The sequence below is a fragment of the Lysobacter sp. F6437 genome (assembly GCF_052547215.1).
Window position 1 is genome coordinate 161,202 of sequence record NZ_JBQWRB010000001.1, and the last position, 24,435, is coordinate 185,636.

Genomic DNA, 24,435 nt, shown 5'->3' on the forward strand with positions numbered 1-24,435 from the left:
GGCGCCGCGGCGACCTGCCCAGCCCTTCGACCTATCGTGCCAGGCATGAACAACGCTCCCCAGATCACCACCAACGATATCCGCCGCGACTTCCTCGAGTTCTTCCGCGAGCGTGGCCACACCATCGTGCCGTCCGCCCCGCTGGTGCCGGCCAACGATCCGACGCTGCTGTTCACCAACTCGGGCATGGTCCAGTTCAAGAACGTTTTCCTGGGCAGCGAAAAGCCCGGCTACGTTCGCGCCGCGGACGTGCAGCGCTGCCTGCGCGCCGGCGGCAAGCACAACGACCTCGACCAGGTCGGTTACACCGCGCGCCACCACACCTTCTTCGAGATGCTCGGCAACTGGTCGTTCGGCGACTACTTCAAGGAAGACGCGATCAAGTGGTCCTGGCAACTGCTGACCGAAGTCTGGAAGCTGCCGGCCGATCGCCTCACCGTGACTGTCTACCAGACCGATGACGAGGCCTACGCGATCTGGCGCGACCAGATCGGCGTGCCCGAGGAGCGCATCATCCGCATCGGTGACAACAAGGGTGCGCCGTTCGCCTCCGACAACTTCTGGCAAATGGCCGATACCGGTCCCTGCGGCCCCTGCACCGAAATCTTCTACGACCACGGCGAACAGCACTTCGGCGGCCCGCCGGGTTCGCCCGACGAGGACGGCGACCGCTTCATCGAGATCTGGAACCTGGTGTTCATGCAGTTCGACCGCCAGCCCGACGGCACCCTCGCGCCGCTGCCGGCACCGTGCGTCGACACCGGCATGGGCCTTGAACGCCTCGCCGCGATCCTGCAGGGCAAGCACGGCAATTACGAGATCGACATCTTCCAGCACCTCATCAAGGCGGCGGCCCGGCTCACCGGCACCAGCGACCTCGACAACAAATCGCTGCGCGTGATCGCCGACCACATCCGCGCCTGCGCGTTCCTGGTCATCGACGGCGTGCTGCCGTCCAACGAGGGTCGCGGCTACGTGTTGCGCCGGATCATCCGCCGCGCCCTTCGCCACGGCTGGATGCTCGGTCGCAAGCAGCCGTTCTTCCACGACATGCTCGGTCCGCTGATCGAAGTCATGGGCGACGCCTATCCCGAACTGCGCGACAAGCGCGAGCTGATCGATCGCGCGCTGCTGGCCGAAGAGGAACGTTTCGCCGAGACTCTCGATTCGGGCATGCGCATCTTCGATGAGGTCGCCGCGCGCTCGAAGGACATGATTCCCGGCGCCGATGCGTTCCGCCTGTACGACACCTACGGTTTCCCGGTCGACCTGACCGCCGACATCGCCCGTGAACGTGGCCTGTCGATCGACATGGAAGGTTTCGACGCGGCGATGACCCGCCAGCGCGAGACCGCCCGCGCCGCCGGCAAGTTCGGTGGCGCCACCACCTTACCGGCCGAGCTCGCCTCGCAACTGCAACCCACCGTGTTCCTGGGTTACGACGGCCTGGTCGAAGGCGGCCTGGCGATCGTCGCCCTGCTAAAGGACGGCCGTCCAGTGGAGTCGATCGAGGCCGGTGACGAGGCCGTGGTCATCCTTGATCGCACCCCGTTCTACGCCGAAAGCGGCGGTCAGGTAGGCGATGCCGGCGAGCTCGACGACGCCGGCACCCGCTTCGTGGTCAACGACACGGTGAAGCTGGCCGGCCAGTTCCACGGCCACGTCGGCCGGCTCGCCGCCGGCACCCTCAAGCGCGGTGACCGACTGCTCGGTTCGGTCGACGCCGGGCGCCGCAGCGCAACGGTGCTCAACCACTCCGCGACCCACCTGTTGCATGCCGCACTGCGCGGTGTCCTTGGCGAGCACGTGGTGCAGAAGGGCTCGCTGGTCGCGCCCGAGCGCTTGCGCTTCGATTTCTCGCATTTCCAGCCGGTCACGTCCACGGAACTGACCGAGATCGAACGCCGGGTCAACGCCGAGGTGCGTGCCAACCACGCCACCGAAATCCACCACATGGGCATGCAGGACGCGCTCGACTTTGGCGCCATGGCCCTGTTTGGCGAGAAGTACGGCGACGAGGTCCGGGTGCTGCGGATGGGCGAGGGTTCCACCGAGCTCTGCGGCGGCACCCATGTCGGTCGCACCGGCGACATCGGCTTGTTCAAGATCGTCTCCGAAGGCGGCGTTTCGGCCGGCGTGCGCCGGATCGAGGCGCTGACCGGGCAGGGTGCGCTCGATCACGTGGCGACGGAGGAAGGCCGCCTGGGCGAAGCCGCGCGCTTGCTCGGCGGCCAGGCCGCGGACGTGGCCGACAAGATACGGGTGCTGCTCGACCGACAGAAAAAGCTCGAGCGCGAACTGGAAGCGATGAAGGCCAGGGCAGCCTCGGGTGCGACCTCCGACCTGGCCGGCTCTGCGGTCGACGTCGCGGGCCTCAAGGTATTGGCGGCACGGCTCGACGGTTTCGATGCCAAGGCCCTGCGCGATGCACTGGACCGGCTCAGGCAGCAACTCGGCGATGCCGTCGTCATCCTCGCCGGGACCCGCGACGGCAAGGCGGCACTGGTGGCCGGCGTCAGCGGCGCGGCGCTGGGCAAGGTCAAGGCCGGGGAACTCCTCGGCCACGTCGCCGGTCAGATCAACGGCAAGGGCGGTGGGCGGCCGGACATGGCCCAGGGCGGTGGCGAGGATGGACCGGCGCTGGCCCCCGCACTGGCGGGCGTCCCGGCCTGGGTCGAGGCGCGGCTTGGCTGACCGCAGCATGACTTCCTGCGCTTGTGGCCGCGTCCCGGCCCGGCGATAATTTACGTTTACCCAGCAGTTGGAAGCGTTCCCATATCATTGGTAGCGCAACCGCCGACGCATGAAGCGCTGGCACAAGGAGAATTGCAATGCTTATCCTGACGCGACGCGTCGGTGAAACCCTGATGATCGGCGACTCGGTGACCGTCACCGTGCTCGGCGTCAAGGGAAACCAGGTACGTATCGGTATCACTGCACCGAAAGATGTGGCAGTGCATCGCGAAGAGATCTACCAGCGCATCCAGCGCGGCGAAGAGCCGTCCGAGGGTGACGCCAGCAATACCCCCGACTGAAAAAGTTTGCCGCGCGTGGAGTGAGCCGTTATGCTTCCCGGCCGCACCGGCTTGAGTGATGCGGAGAGTTGCCCGAGTGGCTGAAGGGGCTCCCCTGCTAAGGGAGTATGGGGGTTAAACTCCATCGAGGGTTCGAATCCCTCACTCTCCGCCAGTTCCATTGCAGTAGTGTTCCACCGCATGAAAAAGCGTTGACGGATCGGCATCCGACCGCCATAATTTTTCGACTAAGCGCCCGTAGCTCAGCTGGATAGAGCACCAGGCTACGAACTTGGGGGTCGGAGGTTCGAATCCTTCCGGGCGCACCATACAGAAGCGAAAGGGTCGACGAGCAGCACTCGTCGGCCCTTTTTCTTTGGTCGCCAAGGTCGTGTTGGCCTGTCGTGGCCGGTACCGACGTAGGTATCGGCTGCCATGAACGAAGCCCTGCAACTCCTTCGCGACTCCAGGGAAGGCCGCGAACGCCGGTCGCCGACGCGCTGCGCCCTGCAAGCCACTTTCCACCAAGCCTGGCCTCCCGTTGGATGGACGCATCGGGTGCGCACGGGCGCTGCCGCGGTGCTGGTCGAACAGCTGGACTGGTTGCCTTGGCTTGACGATGCGCGGGCCCTGCTCGATGCGCGCGAACTTGCCTGTGTCGAACGTCGCCGCCGGCCCGGGGACCGGGTCAGCCTGATCCTGGCGTACGCATTGCATCGACTGCTGTTGTCCGTCCTGCTCGACATCGCGCCGGCCGCCGTTCCGATCGGCCGTGACGCCAAGGGTTGCCCGCGGCTGGCGGGGCATCGGCTCTGGACCAGCCTGAGCCATGCGGAAGGCCATCTCGCGTTCGCTTTCAGCGGCGTCGGCGCGGTGGGGGTAGACATCGAACCGTCGACGCGGGCGGCTGAGTTGCCCGAGATCGCGGATCGGGTATGCACGCCGGCCGAGGCCGACGCCATGCGGCAGCTGGATCGACCGGTCCGCGCCGCGCGACTGTTGGAGCTGTGGGTGCGCAAGGAGGCCCTGCTCAAGGCCGCGGGCATCGGGCTGGAGCGCGAGATGGATACCTTCGAGGCACCCGCCGGCGTGCCACTACGGCTGGAAGGACTGGAGGCCGTGCGTGCCGGGATGCTCGCGTCCGGGCCGGATTGCGTGGCGGCCATCGCCAGCGTCGTGCATCCGCGGACTGCCAACCCGGGGCCGGATATCCAGTGGCTACGATCCGCGCGGACGTGAAGGCCGGAGTATCCACGCCCCGCCGTTGGTAATGGCGAGTGGAGAATGTGCATGGTCGATGACGCGGAATCGCGTCGAGGGGTCAGGGGTGGGGATCGGTCTGGCAAACAGCAAGAATCGCGCGACACTCCTGCTGTGGGTCGCGGAGGTGGCGATCATCGTGCTGGCGGTCGCGGGCGCGGCCTGGTTGCGGTTCCTGCACGATCCCGAGGGACACCTGATCTTCTCCCAGGGCGCACCGACGCGTGCGCTCATCGTGGCGCTGGTCACCACCACCGCGATGGCGGCGTTCGGCATGTACCAGGTGCACGGACGCCACAACCGCAACGATTTCCTGTTGCGCCTGGCGCTGTCGTTCGCCTTCGGCGGAACGGCGCTGCTGGTGCTGTACTACGTGTTGCCGGCAACCTATATCGGTCGTGGCGTGCTGCTGCTGGCGCTGGTCACGGCGTTCGCCGGGGTCTACCTGCTGCGCAACCTGTCGCAGGCGCTGTTCCAGTCGGACGTGTTCCGCCGGCGCGTGCTGGTGCTGGGTGCCGGCCACAATGCCGACCTGATCAACACGCGCCTGCGTCGTGGCGGAGACCGGCGTTCGTTCGTGCTGCTGGGCTTCATCCCGATCGAGGGCCAACCGGTCGCGGTGGGTTCGGCCTTGCGGATCGAAGGTCCGGAATCCCTGGCTGCGCTGGCCGAGCGGCTGGAGGTGGACGAGGTCGTCGTGGCGCCGGACGAACGCCGCGGTGCGTTGCCGATGGACCAGATGCTGGCGTGCGCGCAGCGCGGGATCGCGATGACCGACCTCTCGACGTTCTTCGAACGCGAGGCGGGGATCGTCACGCTGAAGGTGGCCGACCCGTCGTGGCTGGTGTTTTCCGGCGGCTTCGACCATTCCCTGCCGCGGCGGTTGAGCAAGCGCTTCTTCGACCTGCTGGCGGCATCGCTGATGTTGCTTGTTGCGTGGCCGGTGATGCTGCTGGTGATGCTCGCGGTGTCCTGGGATTCGCGTGGGCCGGTGTTGTACCGGCAGGTACGGGTGGGCGAGGGTGGCCGCGAGTTCGAACTGCTGAAGTTCCGCAGCATGCGTTGCGACGCCGAACTGGACGGCGTGGCCCGCTGGGCGACCACGGGCGATGACCGCACCACGCGGGTCGGTCGCTTCATCCGCATGACCCGCCTGGATGAACTGCCGCAACTGGTGAACGTCCTGCGTGGCGAGATGAGCTTCGTGGGGCCGCGGCCGGAGCGTCCGCAGTTCGTCGACATGCTCAGCCAGGAGATCCGCTATTACGCGGTGCGCCACAGCGTCAAGCCCGGGCTCACCGGATGGGCACAGTTGCGCTACCGCTACGGCGCATCCGTGGAGGACGCGGAAGAGAAGTTGAAGTTCGACCTCTTCTATGTGAAGAACCACGGCCTGGTCTTCGACCTGATGATCCTGTTGCAGACGGTGGAAGTGGTGCTGTTCCAGCGCGGGGCGCGATGACGCCAGCGCCGCGGCGATCACGGTCGGTCAGTCCAGCAGGATCATCAGCAACACCAGCAACACGATCAGCAGCACCGCGATCATGGTGGTGCGACGCCTGGCCGCGGCATTGGCGCGGGCACGCACGACGTCCGGGGGTATCACCAGCATCGGGACGGTGGCGGTGGACCGGTTGCGCCGGGAGGGCGAGGGCGGCGCGCCGGGCAGGCGTCCGTGGACGCGGTGGAAGCGCATCGCCTCGTCGTAGAGCGAGTTCAGTTCCGATATTCGCAGGCCGCCTGCGTTGGCCGTCCCCATGCCCGGCTTGTCGGGATGGAGTTCGCTGATGCGTCGCCGATACGCGCGCTTGAGGTCGTCCAGGCCGCAATCCGGGCGCAGGTCGAGCTGTGAATACAGCTGGGCGATGTCTGGCTTCATGGAGTCCCCGTCTCGCGGCCTATCGTAGCGCGCGCGACCCGGCCCCGCATGTCGTGGAGGAGCCCGTCGCGCATGGCCGCTTGGCCTGTCGGTGGACGTTACCTAACTCAGCAACGGCAGGTGCGGAAAAGTCCTGTCTGCGCCGGTTCACGACGAGGGGGCAGGTAGATGAATCACGAGGATCATGCGACGGCGGCGGCCAGGGCCATCGCGGAGTGCGCGGACGTACCCGGCCTGGCCAGTCGTTTCGAGGAGCAGGCCGCGAATCGGCCGGATGCGATCGCGGTGTGCTGCGGCGACTCCCGGCTGACCTACGCCGAGCTCGATCGACGTGCGAACCAGCTTGCGCACCATCTGCTCCGGCTCGGCGTGGGCCGCGAGGACCTGGTCGGTTTCTGCATGGATCGCTCCGTCGAGATGATCGTCGCGATGCTGGCCATCGTGAAGGCGGGCGCGGCCTACCTGCCGCTCGACCTGATCTACCCGAAGGAGCGGCTCGCCTACATCCTCGAGGACGCCGGTGCGCAGGTGGTGCTGACGCTGTCCGGCAACCTTGACGCAGTGCCGGAGACGGCGGCGCACAAGGTCTGCCTGGACGGCGACCGGGAGTTGATCGCCGCCGAGAGCGAAACCGCGCCCGGTATCGACCACGGCCCCGACACCCTGGCCTATGTGATGTACACCTCGGGTTCGACCGGCAAGCCGAAGGGCTGCATGGTCACCCAGGGCAACGTCGTGCGGTACTTCACCGCGATCGAGCCGCTGTACGATTTCCGCGCGGACGATGTCTGGGCGTTCTTCCTGTCGCCGGCGTTCGACGTATCCGGCTTCGAGATCTGGGGCGCGCTCACGCATGGCGCGCGGCTGGTGGTGGTGCCGCACCTCGTCAGTCGCACCCCCGAGGCATTCCGCCAGTTGCTGGTCGACGAGCAGGTGACCGTCACCTGTCCGACCCCCACCGGCTTCCTGGAGTTGATGCGCGCCGACGAGGCGCTCCCGGTTCCCGGCGAGTACGCGCTGCGCTACGTCATCCTCGGCGGCGAGGCGGTATCGATGCAGTCGCTGCGGCCGTGGTTCCAGCGCCATGGCGACGCCCAGCCGCAGGTCGTCAACATGTACGGCCCGACCGAGGCCACCATCTACGTCACCTTCCGCCACATCACCCGCGCCGATGTCGAGGGCGACGCCGGCAGCATGATCGGCACCGGCATCCCGGACGTGCCGCTGCACGTGCTCGACAAGGACCTGCAACCGCTGCCGACCGGCGAGGTCGGCGAACTGTTCATCGGTGGCCGGGCCGTGATCCGCGGCTACCACGGGCGTCCCGATCTCACGGCGGAGCGCTTCATCGAATGGCGCGACCCGCGCGAGACCGACGCACCGGTTGCGCGCATCTATCGCACCGGCGACCTGGTGCGAATGGATGCCGATGGTGACATCGAGTACCTGGGACGCATCGACCACCAGGTCAAGATCCGCGGCTTCCGCATCGAGCTGGGCGAGATCGAGGCCACCCTGGGGCACCACCCCGCGGTGCGCGCCTGCGCGGTGCTGGCACGCGAGGACCGGCCCGGCGAGAAGCGGCTGGTCGCCTACGTCGTGCCCAACGGCAAGACGCCGACGGTCGGGACCCTGCGCGCGCACCTGGAAGCGACGCTGCCCGACTACATGATGCCGGCCGCGTTCGTGATGATGGACGTGTTGCCGCAGAACGAGAACGGCAAGCTCGACCGCCGCGCGTTGCCCGCGCCGGACAACAGCCGGCCCGCGCTGTCCTCCAGCCACGAGCCGCCCGTGGGCGCGGTCGAGCAGGAACTGTGCGGGTTCTTCGCGGAGCTGCTCGATGTCGAGGGCATCGGCCGGCATGACAATTTCTTCGAGCTGGGTGGCAACTCGGTGCTGGCCACCCGGTTGCTGGAGCGCATCCGCCAGTCGCGCGTCGCGGCCGGTGGAAACGCCGGCGACGGGGTCGATGTCCCGATCACCCTGTTGTTCCGCAACCCGACGCCGACCGCGCTGGCGCGAGCCTTGGACGGCAACCACGATGACGCCGCGATGCGCGCGCGGATGCCGCGTGCGCTGGCACCGGCACAGGCGGGCAACGAACCGATCGCGATCGTGGCGATGAGCGGGCGTTTTCCCGGTGCGGGTGACGTCGAGGCGTTCTGGCAGAACCTCTGCGATGGCCGCGACACCATCACCCTGTTCCAGCCCGATGAACTTGACCCGATGATCGGGCTGGCCGAGCGCAGTGATCCGTCCTACGTCGCGGCGCGTGGCGTGATCGACGGCGTCGAGCAGTTCGATGCGGCGTTCTTCGGCATCGGCCCGAGGGAGGCCGAGGTGATGGATCCGCAGCAGCGGATCTTCCTGGAGCTGTGCTGGGATTGCCTGGAGCGCGCGGGCCACGTGCCCGACGCGACCGGAGTGCCGGTTGGCGTGTTCGCCGGCATGTACAACTGCACCTACTTCCAGAACCACGTCATGCGGCGTCCCGACCTGATCGAGAAGGTCGGCGCCTATCCGGTGTCGTTCCTCAACGACAAGGACTACATCGCCACCCGCGTGGCACACAAGCTCAACCTGACCGGTCCGGCGATCAACGTGCAGACCGCGTGCTCGACCTCGCTGGTGGCGATCTGCCAGGCCGTCGACAGCCTGCGCGCCGGCCAGTGCGACATGGCGCTGGCCGGTGGCGCATCGGTCACCAGCCCACCGCGCAGCGGCTACCTGTACCAGGAAGGCGCGATGTTCTCGGTCGACGGCCACACTCGCACCTTCGATGCGCGCGCGCAGGGCACGGTGTTCAGCGACGGCGCGATGGTGGTGTTGCTCAAGCGCCTGTCGGATGCGCTGGCCGATGGCGACCAAGTCCACGCAGTGATTCGCGGCGCGGCGATCAACAACGACGGCGGCGCCAAGGCCAGCTTCACCGCGCCCAACAGCGACGGCCAGGCCGCGGTGATCGCGATGGCGCACCGCAATGCCGGGGTCGAGCCGCGCAGCATCGGTTACGTCGAGGCCCATGGCACCGCAACGCCGCTGGGCGACCCGATCGAGATCGAGGGCATGACCAAGGCGTTCCGGCTGGGCACCGACGACGCTGGCTTCTGCCGCATCGGTTCGGTCAAGAGCAATGTCGGCCACCTGGTGATCGCGGCCGGCGGAGCGGGACTGATCAAGGCGGCACTCGCACTGGAGGACCAGCGCATCCCGGCGAGCCTGCATTACGAAAGCCCGAACCCGGCGATCGAGTTCGATGGATCGCCGTTCGTGGTCAATTCGAGCCTGACCGAATGGCCCCGCGGGGACGTGCCGCGCCGGGCCGGCGTTAGCTCGTTCGGCGTCGGCGGGACCAACGCGCACGTGGTGCTGGAGGAGGCGCCGCAGCGCGCCGAATCGCTGCCTGCCACGGGCCCGCAGTTGCTGGTGCTGTCCGCACGCACGCCGGGCGCACTCGGCAGCGCCGCGGAGCGTCTGGCGGCGCACCTGCAGGAACAGCCAGGTGCCAACCTGGGCGACGTCGCCTGGACGCTGGCCGCGGGTCGCAAGGCGTTCGCGCATCGCATCGCCGTGGTGGCCGAAGACGTCGACGCCGCGGTGGCCACGCTGCGCGGTCCCGAGACCGCGGCGGCGGCCGCGCGCAGCCGGCCCGCCCGGTCGAGCGACGTGGTGTTCATGTTCCCGGGGCAGGGCGCGCAGTACGCCGGCATGGGGCGTGGGCTTTACGAGAGCGAACTCGCGTTCCGCACCGCGTTCGACGAATGCGCCGACATCCTGCATGGCGAGCTCGGCTTCGACCTGCGCGAGCGGGTGTTTGGCGACGACCCGGAAGCCCTGCGCCCGACCTCGGTGATGCAGCCGGCGACGTTCGCGATCGAATACTCGCTGGCGCGGTTGTGGATGAGCCTTGGGGTCCAGCCGGCGGCGATGATCGGCCACAGCGTCGGCGAGTTCGTCGCCGCGACGCTGGCGGGCGTGTTCGCGCTGCCCGATGCGCTGCGACTGGTCGCGCGCCGCGGCGCATTGATGCAGGCCCAGCCGGAAGGCGGGATGCTTTCGATCCGCGTCGCCCTCGATGCCTTGTTGCCGCGCCTGCCCGCCGACCTGTCGCTGGCGGCGGAGAATTCGCCGGGTGCCTGCGTGGTGGCCGGCCCGCATGACGCGATCGCCCGGTTCCAGGCCGAACTCGATGCGGACGGCATCGCCTGCCGTGCGCTGTGCACGTCGCACGCGTTCCACTCGGCGATGATGGATCCGGTGCTGGAACCGTTCCACGCCGAAGTCGCCGCGATCACCCGGTCCGCGCCGCAGGTCCCGCTGGTGTCCACCGCGACCGGCGACTGGCTCGACGCGGAAACCGCGATGTCGGCCGAATACTGGTCGCGCCACCTGCGCGAACCGGTGCGGTTCGCCACCGGCCTCGGCCGGCTGCTCGATGCCCCGTCGCGGGTGCTGCTGGAGGTCGGCCCGCGCGCCACCCTCAGCACGCTGTCGCGGCAGCATCCGGGCACCCAGAAGCCGCACCTCTCCGCCGTCGCCTCGTTGGCCGACAACCCCGCGGCCGAGCCGGCCAGCGTGCGCCGGGCCGCCGGCCAGCTGTGGTGCCGCGGCGTGCCACTCGACCCGGCGGTGTTCGACCGCCGCGGGCAACGCCGCCGCGTGCGGCTGCCCACGTACCCCTTCGAACGACAGCGTTACTGGATCGAGGCGCCACCGGCCGACGCCACGGTAGTCCTGCACCCGGCCATTGCTTCCACCCCGGATCTGGAGTCCGTCATGCCGCACCTCGTCCCGCAATCCGCCGCCACGGCCGCCGTGCCTTCCATGCCGGCGCCCGTCGCCGATCGCAAGCCGCGGCTGGTCGGGGAGCTCACCGACGTGTTCGAGGACGTGGTCGGTTTCGACCTGTCCGGCGCCGACGCCGATGCCAACTTCATGGAGCTCGGGCTCGACAGCCTGATGCTGACCCAGGTCGCGCTGCAGTTGCAGAGGAGCTTCTCGGTCAAGGTCACGTTCCGCCAGTTGATGAGCGAGTACTCCAGCCTCGACCGCCTGGCGGCGATGCTCGACGAGGCGCTGCCGCCGGACGTGGTGGCCGCACCGCCGCCGGCCGCGGCACCCGCGGCGATCGCCCCGGCTCCGATGACAGCGGCGCCGATGGCAGCGGCCACGTTGCCGATGGCGCCGGCGGCGCAGGTGGCCATGCCGGTCGCGGCCAACGGCGATTTCGCACGCCAGCTGATTGCCCAGCAGATGAACCTGATGTCGCAGCAGCTCGCCCTGCTTGGGGGGCAACCGATGGCGACGCCGGTGGTAGCCCCCGAGCTCCCGGCGGCACCTGCCACCGTGCCCGTGCCGGCGGCCACGTCCGTGTCCCCGGCGGTCGTCCAGCCCGGTCCCGCCGCCGCTCCCGCCGACGCCGAAGCGCCCGACGAGGAGGCCGCCGCGCTCGCCCACACCCGCTACGACGTCAACAAGGCGTTCGGTGCGATCGCCCGGATCCACACATCGAAACTGGACCTCGACGAGCGCCAGCATCGCCACCTGGAAACGTTCATCCAGCGCTATGTCGCCCGTACCGCCAAGTCCCGCGCGTACACCGAGACGCACCGGCCGCACATGGCCGACCCGCGCGTGGTCAATGGCTTCCGGCCGGCGCTGAAGGAGATCTGCTACCAGATCGTGATCGAGCGCTCGAAGGGTTCGCACATGTTCGACATCGACGGCAACGAGTACGTCGATGCCAACAACGGCTTCGGCATGAGCATGTTCGGCTGGCAGCCGGATTTCGTGCTCGATGCGGTCCGCGAGCAGCTCGACCTGGGCTACGAGATCGGTCCCCAACATCCGCTGGCCGGCGAGGTCTCGAAGCTGGTGTGCGAGTTCACCGGCCATGAGCGCACCGCGCTGTGCAACACCGGCTCCGAGGCGGTGCTGGGCGCGATGCGCATCGCCCGCACCATTACCGGGCGCAGCACCATCGTGTCGTTCAGCGGTTCGTACCACGGCATCAACGATGAGGTGATCGTCCGCGGCACCCGCAAGCTGCGCGCGGTGCCAGCGGCGCCGGGCATCCTGCCCAACACCTCGGAGCAGATGCTGGTGCTCGACTACGGCACCCCCGAGTCGCTGCAGATCATCCGTGAGCGCGCGCATGAACTGGCCGCGGTGCTGGTCGAGCCGGTGCAGAGCCGGCGGCCGGACTTCCAGCCGGTCGAGTTCCTGCGCGAGATCCGCAAGATCACCGAGGAGGCGGGTGCGGTACTGATCTTCGACGAGGTCATCACCGGCTTCCGCTCGCACCCCGCGGGTACCCAGGCGCTGTTCGGGATCAAGGCCGACCTGGCCACCTACGGCAAGGTCATCGGCGGCGGCTACCCGCTCGGTGTCATTTCAGGCAAGCGCGCCTACATGGATGCGCTGGACGGCGGCCAATGGCAGTACGGCGACGATTCGGAGCCGACGGTCGGAGTGACCTATTTCGCCGGCACCTTCGTCCGCCATCCGCTTGCGCTGGCGGCGGCCAAGGCGGTGCTGGAGCACATGCGCGATGCCGGTCCGCAGTTGCAGGAGCGGCTCAACACCCGCGCCACGGAGTTCGCCGCCGAACTGAATGCTTTCTGCGAAGAGGTCGGCGCGCCGATCGTGATCCGGCAGTTCGCCTCGATGTGGCGTACCCACTTCCTCGAAGACCATCCGATGCAGGACCTGCTGTTCGCGATGATGCGCAGCCGCGGGATCCACATCCTCGACAACTTCCCCTGCTTCTTCACCACCGCGCACAGCGAAGCCGACGTACAGGCGATCCTCGAGGCCTACAAGGCATCGGTGCTTGAACTGCAGGGGGCCGGGCTGCTGCCGGGCCGCGAGGCATCGCCCGAAGCGCTGCCGGCCGTGGTGATGGATCCGGGGCGCCCGCCGGTGCCCGGCGCGCGGCTCGGGCGCGAGCCCGACGGCCGCCCGGCCTGGTTCGTCGCCAACGAGGAGTCACCCGGCAAATTCCGGAAGGTGAGTGCATGAACATAATGGAGGTCGCGTCGCGCCGCCCGGCCCAGGACGCGGTCGAATACGATCCGTTCGTCGCTGGCGTGCTGTCGCGGGTGGTGCCGACCACCGAGTCCCAGCGCGAGGTCTGGCTCGCCGACCAGTTGGACCGGGACGCCTCCCTCGCGTTCAACGAATCGGCGTCGCTGCACCTGCGCGGCCGCCTGGACCGCGACGCACTGCACCGTGGCCTGCAGCAACTGCTGGTGCGCCACGACGCCTTGCGTTCGAACTTCGGCCCCGACGGGGAAACCCTTTGCGTACGCGAGCCGGGCGCGCTGGAAATGCCGGTGCGCGACCTCTCTGCGCTGGACGATGCGGCGCGCAAGGCGGCGGTGGACGAGCGGCTCGCACTTGCGGTGGAGACCCCGTTCGCGCTGGACCACGACGACCTGTTCCGTGCCGAGCTGCTGTGCCTGGGGGCGGATGACCACCTGCTCGTGCTCACCGCGCACCACATCGTCTGTGACGGCTGGTCGTGGTGGGTGCTGGTGCAGGACCTGGGCGCGCTGTACGGACAGGCGTGCGGGGTCGACGTGCCCGCGCCGAAGACACCCGATGTGTTCTCGGACTACGCGTTGGCCGAGGCCTCGCACTCCGCCAGCGGTGCCAGTGCCGACGACGAGGCCTACTGGCTGTCGCGCTTTGCCGACGGCGCACCGGTGCTCGAGTTGCCCACCGACCGGCCCCGCCCGAACCAGCGCGGTTTCGCCTCGCGCCGCGAGGACCACGTGCTCGACGCCGAACTGGTCAGCGCGATCCGCGGCATGGGCGCGCGCCGCGGCATCAGCATGTTCGCGACCCTGCTCGGCGGCTTCTCCAGCCTGATGGCGCGGCTGGCCGGACAGTCGCAGGTGGTGGTCGGCATTCCCGCCGCCGGCCAGTCGCTGGACGGCCACGACCACCTGGTCGGCCACTGCGTCAACCTGCTGCCCTTGCGTTTCGACATCGACCCGGCACGGCCCTTCGCGCAGGCGCTGGGCGATGCCCAGGAAACCCTGCTCGATGCGATCGAGCACCAGCGCTACACCTTCGGCACCCTGCTCAAGAAACTGCGCGTCGAACGCGACCCCGGCCGCATGCCGCTGGTCAGCGTGATGTTCAACATCGACCAGGCACTCGAGCGCGAGACCACCGGGTTCCCCGGGCTGACCCTGGAGTTCGGAAACAATCCGCGCAGCTTCGAGAACTTCGAACTGTTCATCAACGCCATGCACTCGCATGGCACCTTGCGGCTGGAATGCCAGTACAACCGCGAGCTGTTCGACGCCGCCACGGTGCGCCGCTGGCTGGTCGCCTACGAGACCCTGTTGCGCGAGGCGGTCGCTGCTCCGGATGCGAAGTCCGCGGACCTGCCGCTGGTCGACGGCCCCGCGTACGCGGAGCTGTGCGCCTTGCAGCCCGAGCCGGTCACATACGACAGCCGGTCGCGCATGCATGAGTGGTTCGAGGCCCAGTGCGACCGCACCCCGGATCGCATCGCGCTCCAGTTCGGTGACGCGTCGCTCAGCTATGCCGAACTCGAGGCCCGCGCCAACCGCATCGCGCACTTGCTGCGCGCGCAGGGCGTGCATCGCGGCGCGCTGGTCGGCATCGCACTCGATCGCGGTGTCGACATGCTCGCCGGCTTGCTTGGCATCCTCAAGGCGGGGGCGGGTTACGTCCCGCTGGATCCGCAGTTCCCGGCGGACCGCCTGGCCTACATGGCCGGGGACGCCGGCCTGGCCGCGCTGCTGACCCAGCGCAGGCATGCGTCGCACTTCGACCTGCGCGGTCGTCCGATGCTGATGCTGGACGAACTCGAGGCCGACCTGGCCGCGGCTCCAACCGCGCGGCTCGGGCGCGACGCCGGCGCGGCGGAGCCCGAATCGGTCGCCTACGTGATCTATACCTCCGGTTCGACCGGGCGCCCCAAGGGCGTCCAGGTGCCGCACCGTGCGGTCGCGAATTTCCTGGTCGGGATGCAGCGCGAACCGGGCATCGACGCCGATGACCGGCTGGTCGCGGTGACCACGCTGTCGTTCGACATCGCCGTGCTTGAACTGCTGCTGCCGCTGGGCGTCGGTGCCCGGGTGGTGCTCGCCGACCGTGACACCGCGGTCGATGGCGGCGCGCTGAAGGCGCTGCTGGAAACATCCGGCGCGACGATCATGCAGGCCACGCCGGCCACCTGGCGCCTGCTGCTCGAAGCGGAGTGGGGCGGGAACACCGGTTTCAGCATCCTGTGCGGTGGCGAACCGCTGCCGCAGGACCTCGCCACCATCCTGCTGCAGCGCTGCGGTTCGCTCTGGAACGTCTACGGCCCCACCGAGACCACGGTCTGGTCGACCTGCGCGCGGGTCCAGCCGTCGCCCGGTCAACAGGCCCCGGACATCCACATCGGCCGGCCGATCGCCAACACGCGGGTCTGGATCCTCGATCCGCAGGGCGGCCTGTGCCCGCTCGGCGTGCCCGGTGAGATCTGCATCGGCGGCGACGGCGTGACCCTGGGCTACCTGCAACGGCCGGAGCTGACCGCCGACCGCTTCCTCGAGGACCGGTTCAGCGGCCCATGGTCCGCGCCGTCGACGCTGAAGGTGCCGCTGCTGTATCGCACCGGCGACCGCGGTCGCTGGCGTGCCGACGGCAACCTGGAACACATGGGACGGCTGGATTTCCAGGTCAAGGTGCGCGGTTACCGCATCGAGCTGGGCGAGATCGAGAACAACGTCGCCAGCCATCCCTCGGTCGCGAGGGCGGTGGTGGTGGCGCGCGAGGATCGTCCGGGCGATGTCCGGCTGGTCGCCTACGTCGTGCCCAGGCCCGGCGTCGAACTCGACGAGGCCGCGCTGCTCAGGCACCTGCGCGACGCGCTGCCCGAGTACATGATCCCGCAGCACGTCATGGCGCTGGACGCGGTGCCGCTGCTGCCCAACGGCAAGATCGACCGCAAGGGCCTGCCGATGCCGGATCCCGGCGTCCGGCGTTCGGCGGAAAGCATCGCGCCGCGCAACGACATGGAGCGGACCATCGCAACCGCGATGGCCGCCGTCCTCGGGCTGCCCTCGATCGGCGTCGAGGACGACTTCTTCGCCTTCGGTGGCCACTCGCTGCTGGCCGCGCAACTGACCTCGCGGCTCAACCGCGAACTGGGCGTGTCGTTGTCGTTGCGCGCGCTGTTCGACGCGCCGACGGTCGCGCGGCTCGCGGAGCGGCTGGCCGACAGCGATGGCGAGGCGGTCCCGCGGCACGAGCCGATCCCGCGCCGCGCCGACCAGGGCCGGGCGCCGCTGGCATTGATCCAGGAACGCCTGCGGATGCTGGAGGAGTTCAACCCCGGCCAGCTGACCTACAACACGCCGTCGGCGCACGGCCTGCGCGGCCCGCTCGACGTGGTGCTGTTCGAGCGTGCGTTCCGCGAGGTCACGCGCCGCCAGACGGTCCTGCGCACCAGCATCGACCGTTCGGGTGGCGAAGCGGTGCAGGTCATCCACGACGAGGTCGAGACCGGCCTGTTGCCGGTGGTCGACCTGACCGGCATGCCGGCCGACGAACGCGAAGCCGAACTGACCAGGCGCATGAAGGCGCTGATCGCGGTGCCGTTCGACCTCGCCCAGCCGGCGCTGTTCACCGCGCGCCTGTTCAAGCTCGACGCCGAACTGCACGTGATGTTCTTCATGCCGCACCACATCGTGTGGGACGGCTGGTCGTTCGACCTGCTGTATTCGGACATCTCGGAGATCTACGGCGCCTACATCGAGGGCCGTGAGCCGGACCTGCCGGAGTTGCCGGTGACCTACGGCGACTTCGCGGCCTGGCATCGCGAGTGGGTCAAGGGGCCGGAATACGCCCGGCAGCTGGCGTTCTGGCGTGAGCGGCTGGGCGGCGCGAACGCGTCCGAGGAACGCCGGGCACTGGCGTTGCCGACCGACAAGCCGCGTCGGCCGGGCATGTCCGGCCGCGCCTGCGCGCACAAGGTGCTGATCCCGCGCGACCTCACCGAACAGCTGCGCCAGTCCGGCCTGAAGGTCGACGCGACCCTGTTCGTCACGTTGCTGGCGGCGTACTTCACGTTGCTGCACAGCGTCACCGGGCAGCGCAACCTCATCGTCGCCACCCCGGTGCGCGGGCGCCACTGGCCCGAGGTCGAGGGCCTGATGGGCTTCTTCACCAACCTGTTGCCGCTGCGCCTCGAAATCGATCCGTCGATGTCGTTCGCCGAGGTGGTCGGCCGGGTAAAGCAACTGGTGCTGGACAGCTTCGCCAACCCCGACATCCGCCTGGAGGACCTGCTGGCCGAGCTCAGCGTGCGCACCGACGGCGGCGGGCGGATGCTGTACCAGTCGCTGTTCTCGTTCCAGGACATCCGCCAGCGCGTGGTCAAGTGGGGCAACGTGCAGCACGAGCGCCGCGCGCTGTTCCATCCCGGCGCGACCGAGGACCTGGGCATCTGGTTCGTCGAGGACGAGACCGGACTGTCGGGCGCGCTGGTCTACAACGCCGACCTGTTCCATGAGGAAACCACGGCGGCGCTGCAGCAGCGCTACCTGGACATCGTCAAGGCGGTCGCCGGCGATCCGACGTTGTCGGTCGAGGCGATCACGCAATCCGGCGGGGGCAACGGGCCGTTGTTGAAGGGCCTGGAGGCGTCGGCCGGCGTCGCGGCGCCCGGGTCGATCGCCCAGCCCGTCGTCACCCCCGTCCAGCCTGCAGCGACACCTGTGTCGGAACCGGCCCCCGTTAACGACCGGTTGATCGCGCAGCTGGCCGGAGTCTGGTGTGAGCTGGTCGGTCGCGACTCGGTCGAGCCGGACGACGATTTCTTCGCCCTCGGCGGCAACTCGCTGCTCGCCGTGCAGATGTTCCATCGCGCCAACCAGCTCACCGGGGTCAACCTGCCGTTGGCCACGCTGTTCACCGCGCCGACCCTGCGGACGTTGGCAGCGGCCTATCGCAAGGCCGGCGCGTCGTCGGGCGGGTCGCTGGCGACGCTCGATGGCGGCGCGATCGATCCGTGGTCCCCGCTGGTGCCGATCCGCGGCGAGGGCACGCACCCGCCGCTGTTCCTGGTGCATGCGGTTGGCGGCAACGTGCTCAACTACCACGCGCTCGCCGAGTCGTTGCCGCCGGGGCAGCCGGTGTTCGGCCTGCAGGCGCGGGGGCTGGATGGCCACACGCCGCCGCTGACGCGACTGGAGGACATGGCGGAACTCTACGTGGTCGAGATCCGCCGGGCGCAGCCCGAAGGGCCCTACCACCTCGCTGGCGGCTCGATGGGCGGGATGATCGCCTACGAGATGGCACGGCAACTGGCCGCTGCCGGCCAGGAAGTTGCCTTGCTGGGTCTGTTCGACACCTCGGCGGAGTACGGCGAGCGCTGCCGGCGCGAAGCCGGGCAGGGCCTGCTGCGCAAGGTGCAGCGACGGCTGGGCGGTTTGTCCTGGAGTGAACGTGTGCGCTGCATTGGCGCGAGCCTGGCGTCGCGCAGGCGTGGACTCGTCGCCCGGCTCAAGGCGTACCTCGCGCGCAGGATCGGTGCGCAGATCCCGCATTCGGAGCGCTATTCCGGACTCGAGGCCGCGCACCTGCGGGCGTACCAGCAGTACGTGGTCCGACCGTACCCGGGGTCGCTCGTGCTGTTCCGCGCGGACGAGCAACCGGCGATGCTGGCGGGGATGCCTGCACTGGGCTGGGAGGAACTGGTGGGCGCGGTGCAGGTGGTTCGCGTCCCGGGCGCGCACAACGTCATGGTGCGCGAGCACGCGTTGTCTCAGGGACTGGCCGATGCATTGGCCGCGGCCCGCGGGGAGTCGCGGGCCGCAGCCACGGCGCCGGCCGCTCCGGCCGCGACGAAGAACGCAGCCTGTCCGCAGGTCCGCTACCTCGTCGACCTGTGGTCGGAACTGCTCGGGGTGGAGGTGCGCGAGGACGACAACTTCTTCGACCTCGGCGGCCACTCGATGCTGGCGGTGACGATGACCGACCGGGTCGCCCGCGACACCGGCGTGCGACTCAACCTGATGCGGCTGGCCGCGCAGAACCTCGGCCAGATCGCGGCCGAGCTGCCGGACACGGCCGCAGCGACGGTAACCGGGCACGAATCCGGCGGGCTGGGCCGCAGCCTCGCGCGGCTGTTCGGCGGTGCACGGGTGGCAGATCGATGACCCAGCCGTTCCATTTTGGCGATCCGGAACGGACGCTGTTTGGCGTGCGCCACCCCGCCGCGACGACGCCGTGCGCCGCCATGCTGGTCTGCGCGCCGCTGCTGCAGGACGGGATCCGTTGCCACCGGTCGTTGTGGGCGCTGGCCGAGGCGCTGGCACTGGCCGGGACCGAGGTGTTGCGCTTCGACTGGTTCGGCAGTGGCGATTCCGGCGGCGACCACGTGGACATCGGTTTTGATGGACTGCTTGCCGACCTGCGCGTTGCGCGGGCATTCCTGGACACCGCGCCGGGGGGCTTGCCGATCCGCGTCCTGGCTTACCGCAGTGCGGCCCTGCCGGTGCTCGCACAATTCGCCGGGCCATCCGCCGAACCGGTCGACCTGGTGCTGTGGGACCCGCAACTGGTGGGTCGCGCGACCGTCTCCGACTGGCGCCGCCAACACGTCATGCAGGTCAGGGAAACCGGCCGCTATCCGCGTGGCGGGGTAGTGGCCGAGCGCGACGAGCTGCTCGGCTTCGATGTCGATCCGGCGTTCCTCGATGCGCTGGCCGGTGTCGATGCCACCGGCATCCGCCTGCCCGCCGGCAGCCGCGTGCTGGTGGCGGCCTGGGAGCAGGACGCGGACCTGCGACGCTTCATCGCGACCCAGCGCGCCGTGGGCGTCACGGTCGAAGAGGTGTTGCTCGACCCCGCTGACCGCCCCGCCTGGCTCGAACCGAAAGTGTTCGAACACCAGGCGTTCCCGCGCCGCAGCGTGGCCGGGCTGGCCCGGCACCTGGCCGCGGAGGCGGCATGAACCTGCAGGTCCGCATCCCGCCGGTGGCCGCCGCGGCGGTGAACGCCGCGAACGAGACCGCGCATTGCTTCGGCGACGGCCTGGTCGGCGTGCTCACGCGTCCGCGGACCGGGCGTGACAATCCGGTCGCCGTGATCCTGCTCAACGCCGGGCTGGTGCACCGCGTCGGTCCGTTCCGTGGCTACGTGCAACTCGCGCGCGTGCTCGCCGACCAGGGTTTCGCGGTGTTGCGCTTCGACCAGTCGGGCCTCGGCGACAGCCCGCTGTGCGCGGTGGCCTCGGGCCAGCGGCGCCAGCGGGAGGTCGGTGCGGCGATGGCTCTGTTGGCGGACGAGACTGGCGCTGACCGGTTCGTGCTGGCCGGCATCTGTTCCGGCGCGGACGATGCGTTCCATGTCGCGGTCGATGACGCCCGGGTGGCGGGGTTCGTCCTGCTCGACGGGTTGGCCTATCGCACCTGGGGTTACTGGTTGCACCACCTGCTGCCGCGCCTGCTCGACCCGGGCCGGTTGTGGCGGCGACTGCGGCAGCCACGCGTGCGCAAGCCAGCGGCCGGCAACTTCCGTGACTTCCCCGGCCGGGCCGATGCGGTGAAGCAAATGGCGGCGCTGGTGGCGCGCGACGTGCGCATGCTGTTCCTGTTCACCGGCGGCGCCTACGGCTATTTCAACCATCCCCGCCAACTGGTGGCCTGCCTGGGTCGAGCCGCGCGGTCGTCCGCGGTCGGGCTGGAGCACTGGCCGGACTGCGACCACACCTTCTACCTCCGACGCGACCGGGCACGGCTGCAGCGGACGGTCGCGGCGTGGATGCGCGGGCAGTTCGGTTGATGGAGCCCGCACCGGTGGCGACCGTGGTCGACGGCAAGGCCAAGGCGGCGAAAACGCCGGGGATGGGTGCGCACTTCCTGCATTACTCCACCGCGAACGTGCTGGTGATCCTCGCCGGCTTCATCTCGTTCCCGGTCCTTACCCGCCTGCTCGACAACACCCAGTACGGCATCCTCGGCTACTACGAGACCTGGGCGCTGATGGCCGTGGCGGTCGGCAAGCTGGGGGCGCAACACGCGATCCAGCGGTTCTATCCCTACGGTGGCGACGAGGCGCGGTTGCGGGCGTTCTCGACCAACCTGTTCTACCTCCCGCTGGCCATGTCGATGGTGTTGTGGGTGGTGGTCGGCGGCGGATTGGCGGCGGTCGACCTGCTGGCCGGGCTGCGCCAGCCGGCGGTGTTCTGGCTGGCCCTGGTCGCGGTGCCGATGGCCGTGTACTCGAGCCTGGTGGAGACTGTCCTGCGGGTCACCGAGCGCTCGCGGCTGGTGATGGCCTCGCGCATCTTCAGCCGCTGGATGCAACTGGCGATGATGCTGGGGGCCGTCGCGTGGATACAGCAGAGCGCCGTGGCGGCCTATGGCGGCAAGCTGCTCGCCACCGCGCTGGTGATCGGCTTCTATGTGTACTGGGCGCAGCGCAACCTGAAGTTCTCGCGCGCCTCGATCGACCCGGCGTCGATGCGCCAGGGGCTGACCTTCGGGATGCCGCTGGTGGCGAACGAGATGTTCGCCGTCGCGCTGATCCTGGTGGACCGCACTATGCTGCTTGGCATGACCGGCGACTTCGCCCAGGTCGGCATCTACAGCATCGGCGCTTCGCTGGCGATGCAGGTCCACGTATTCACCAACCTCGCCATCTTCGAATCGTTCACGCCGATGGCGAACCGCCTGTTCGTGACCGAGGGCGCCGAGGCGGTGCGTGCGCTCAAGGCCAAGGTGCTGTCGCTGATGACCCACGGTTCGGTCGGCATCGCGGTGATGCTGTGGTGCTTCGGCACCGACGCGATCATCGCGCTGAGCGGCCCGTCCAAGGCCGCGTCCGGGCCGGTGTTCGCGCTGATGGGGGTGTCGCGGGCGCTGATGCCGCTGATGCTGGTGGCCGGTTATGGACTGATGCTGGAGAAGCGCTCGACCAAGGTGATGCTGTTGATGTGCGGCAGCATGCTGGTCAACACCGCCTTGAACTGGCTGTGGATTCCGACCTTCGGGGTGATGGGCGCGGTCTACGCGACCATCGCCAGCTCGGCCACGCTTGCGGCCGGGCATTGCCTGTGGGTCCCGCGCTCGCTGCTGAAGCTGCCGGACCTGCGCACCGTTGCCAGCGCGGGCGTGGGCGCCGCGGCCTGCCTGGGGCTGGTCGGCACGGGCGTGCTGTCGGAGCTGCGGCCGGGATGGGAGCGGTTGCTGGTCGGTGGCGTCGCGCTCGGCGTGGCGTACGCGGCGCTGGTGCTGGCGCTGGATCCGCGCCTGCGCACGACGTTGCTTGCGTGGCGCAAGTCCGGTGCTGGCAAGAACGTGGTCGCGGCGCCCTGATGGCGGGGCCGGGGAGTGCGCTAGCGGCGATCGAGGATCCAGCCGAGCGATCGCCTGGCCATGTGTATCGAGACCAGGCAGCCGGCGCCCGCCAGCGATTGGCCGGCGATCCTGATGGCGTTGCAGCCAAACGCGGCGCCGTCGTAGAGGCGATCCCAGAAGCCGGCCGCCGCATGGCCATTCCGGTTGCGTGGCGGACGCCGCGCCGTCCCGTCGGTGGTGGCGGCCTTGGCTGCCGACACGGTCGGCGCGTCACCGCGGAACTCGACGGCACCGATGTCCGTGGCGGGTCCCTCGAGGCGGGGCTGGCCGAGGAAGTCGGCGCCGACGCCATCACGCGGGGTGGCACGGTCGATCAGCGGACTGCCCGGCAACGGCATCGGCTCGAAGTCGTCGAGCGCCATTCCGGCCAGCCGCGGATCCTTGCCGCAGAGATTGCCGCCGGGCGGGCACTGGCCGCCCTTGACGTTCCAGAACGCGTTGCCGGAAAACCGCACCGTCGCCCGGCTTTCGTCGGCGTAGTGGCCGCAGGTGAGTTCGCCGGGGTTGCCGTCGGCGTCCGCGAGGAAGTCGACGGCCCCGACGAAGACGTTGTTCTGGATGTCCACGCGGGCGGTCTGGTCACCGCCGGAGGTGAGGACCAGGCAGTCGCCCTCGCCGGTGATCGTGTTGTGGACGAGGGTGGTGACCTGGCCGTTGGTGGCGCCGATCGACACCGCGTTGCCCATTGCGCGGCACTGGTCGCTCCAGGTCATGTCGAACTTCTTGTAGAAGTAGGCGCAACTGCCGACGATCACCGAATTCTCGATCCACGCGGTACCGATCGTCTTGATCTGGTTGCCGGCGTTGGCGACGGCGCGGACCCGGCGGAAGGTGCTGGAGGTGGTGGCCGCTTCGTCCAGATACAGCAGGTCGATGCCGTCGGAAGTGTTGTGGTGGACGCGGGTGTCCTCGAACAGCCAGCGCCCGCCGGTCTCGGCGGTGCCGAGGCCATCGCCGTAGCCGCCGGCTTCCTGCGCCCAGCACGCGTGGACCTCGCCGGTCTTCCAGCGTTCGGTGCACCCGTTCCAGGCGATCTCGACATCGCGGAACACCATGTCGCCGGCGTTGGAGCTTCCATCGCCGATGTCGCCGTCCCAGCCGGCCCAGCCGTTGGCGTTGATCCGGACGCGCTCGATGGTCCAGTCGCGCAGGCCGCCGGCCATGATGCCGCGCCCGGACAGGCCGTGGATGTCGAGGTCGTGCAGCCATGCATCGCGCGAATCCCTGGCCCAGATCCCGATCGAAGCCCAGTCGCCGTATGGCGCGTCGTCGCGTTCGCAGCGCACGCGATCGTCGGTGTGGAATTCGATGCAGTCGCTGCGGTCGGTGATTTCCAGGCAGCCGACTTCGACGTGGTTGCTGCCTTCCAGGTTGAGCACCTGGTCGACCCGTTCGGTGCCCCACAGGCGCGGCGGGGCGGTGCAGCCGCTGTCATGACCTTTGCCGAGGATGCGGGTGCGCGTGGTCGGGCCGGTGCCGCTGGGAACGGCAGCGGGATAGCAGTCGTAGCGCGCCTCCGTGTAGCAGCGCCGGCTTTCCTCAAGACCGGGGGCGCCCCAACCGATCATGTAGTCGCCCGGGCCGATGACCAGGGTGTCGCCGCCATCGATGCGGGTCGCATCATCGGTCGGCAGGGCCACCAGCGGACTGTTCCATGCGCAGGCCTGGCCGCTGCCGTTGCCCGGGTAGGGCGCGTCGGCGAGGCCGGTGCACTGGCGCGCGCTACCGCCGTCGGTACGGACGTAATAGGTCTGCGCGGCGACCGCCGGTTGCATCGACAGGCCGAGCAGGAGCAGCAGCATGATCCATCCCGGTGGCCGGGCCAGGCGGTGCAGGAAGCAGAGGTCGGGAGACATATGCAAGGGACTCCATGGCGTCGGGGATACGC

General features: G+C 69.1%; 11 protein-coding genes and 2 tRNA genes. 11 read left to right on the forward strand and 2 right to left on the reverse strand.

The features are described 5' to 3' along the window. The first annotated feature begins 45 nt into the window (after positions 1 to 45). The 6 genes from alaS (at position 46) to ACT9F5_RS00730 (ending at position 5,736) form a co-directional block, all read left to right on the forward strand. Positions 46 to 2,694: an alanine--tRNA ligase gene (gene alaS / locus ACT9F5_RS00705; protein WP_445118044.1), complete on the forward strand. Its 2,649-nt coding sequence runs from the start codon at positions 46 to 48 to the stop codon at positions 2,692 to 2,694. Between the two features lie 137 nt (positions 2,695 to 2,831). Further along, the gene (gene csrA / locus ACT9F5_RS00710; protein WP_445118045.1) at positions 2,832 to 3,035 is read left to right on the forward strand and encodes a carbon storage regulator CsrA; all 204 of its coding nucleotides are present in this window, start codon (positions 2,832 to 2,834) and stop codon (positions 3,033 to 3,035) included. 62 nt (positions 3,036 to 3,097) lie between these two features. Continuing rightward, positions 3,098 to 3,189 (forward strand) — tRNA-Ser (locus ACT9F5_RS00715). Positions 3,190 to 3,266: 77 nt separating this feature from the next. Next, positions 3,267 to 3,343: transfer RNA gene (locus ACT9F5_RS00720), tRNA-Arg, on the forward strand. 106 nt (positions 3,344 to 3,449) lie between these two features. Further along, entirely contained in the window at positions 3,450 to 4,253 is an 804-nt protein-coding gene (locus ACT9F5_RS00725) for a 4'-phosphopantetheinyl transferase superfamily protein (RefSeq protein ID WP_445118046.1), read from the forward strand. A 58-nt stretch (positions 4,254 to 4,311) separates the two neighbouring features. Then, a complete protein-coding gene (locus ACT9F5_RS00730) occupies positions 4,312 to 5,736 on the forward strand; it encodes a TIGR03013 family XrtA/PEP-CTERM system glycosyltransferase (RefSeq protein WP_445118047.1) in 1,425 nt (474 codons plus the stop codon). Positions 5,737 to 5,763: 27 nt separating this feature from the next. Here ACT9F5_RS00730 and ACT9F5_RS00735 read toward each other — a convergent pair whose 3' ends face one another. Continuing rightward, positions 5,764 to 6,153 (reverse strand): hypothetical protein, encoded by a 390-nt coding sequence (locus ACT9F5_RS00735; RefSeq protein ID WP_445118048.1) that lies wholly within the window; start codon positions 6,151 to 6,153, stop codon positions 5,764 to 5,766. Between the two features lie 168 nt (positions 6,154 to 6,321). Between ACT9F5_RS00735 and ACT9F5_RS00740 the strand changes: the two genes are divergently transcribed. From ACT9F5_RS00740 to ACT9F5_RS00760, 5 genes are read left to right on the forward strand one after another with little or no spacing between them, the layout of a single operon-like run. Continuing rightward, positions 6,322 to 13,176: an amino acid adenylation domain-containing protein gene (locus ACT9F5_RS00740; RefSeq protein ID WP_445118049.1), complete on the forward strand. Its 6,855-nt coding sequence runs from the start codon at positions 6,322 to 6,324 to the stop codon at positions 13,174 to 13,176. Further along, positions 13,173 to 19,343, forward strand: a complete 6,171-nt coding sequence (locus ACT9F5_RS00745; RefSeq protein ID WP_445118050.1) for an amino acid adenylation domain-containing protein — start codon at positions 13,173 to 13,175, stop codon at positions 19,341 to 19,343. The genes ACT9F5_RS00740 and ACT9F5_RS00745 overlap by 4 nt, the downstream gene beginning before the upstream one ends. Next, entirely contained in the window at positions 19,340 to 20,140 is an 801-nt protein-coding gene (locus ACT9F5_RS00750; protein ID WP_445118051.1) for a hypothetical protein, read from the forward strand. The genes ACT9F5_RS00745 and ACT9F5_RS00750 overlap by 4 nt, the downstream gene beginning before the upstream one ends. Next, positions 20,137 to 20,970 carry an alpha/beta hydrolase gene (locus ACT9F5_RS00755; RefSeq protein WP_445118052.1) on the forward strand — a complete coding sequence of 278 codons (834 nt, stop codon included), beginning with the start codon at positions 20,137 to 20,139 and terminating at the stop codon, positions 20,968 to 20,970. The genes ACT9F5_RS00750 and ACT9F5_RS00755 overlap by 4 nt, the downstream gene beginning before the upstream one ends. Next, the gene (locus ACT9F5_RS00760) at positions 20,970 to 22,505 is read left to right on the forward strand and encodes an oligosaccharide flippase family protein (RefSeq protein WP_445118053.1); all 1,536 of its coding nucleotides are present in this window, start codon (positions 20,970 to 20,972) and stop codon (positions 22,503 to 22,505) included. Before ACT9F5_RS00755 ends, ACT9F5_RS00760 begins: the two co-directional genes overlap by 1 nt. Positions 22,506 to 22,525: 20 nt before the next feature. Here ACT9F5_RS00760 and ACT9F5_RS00765 read toward each other — a convergent pair whose 3' ends face one another. Beyond that, positions 22,526 to 24,403 carry a choice-of-anchor Q domain-containing protein gene (locus ACT9F5_RS00765; RefSeq protein ID WP_445118054.1) on the reverse strand — a complete coding sequence of 626 codons (1,878 nt, stop codon included), beginning with the start codon at positions 24,401 to 24,403 and terminating at the stop codon, positions 22,526 to 22,528. Positions 24,404 to 24,435 lie beyond the last annotated feature (32 nt).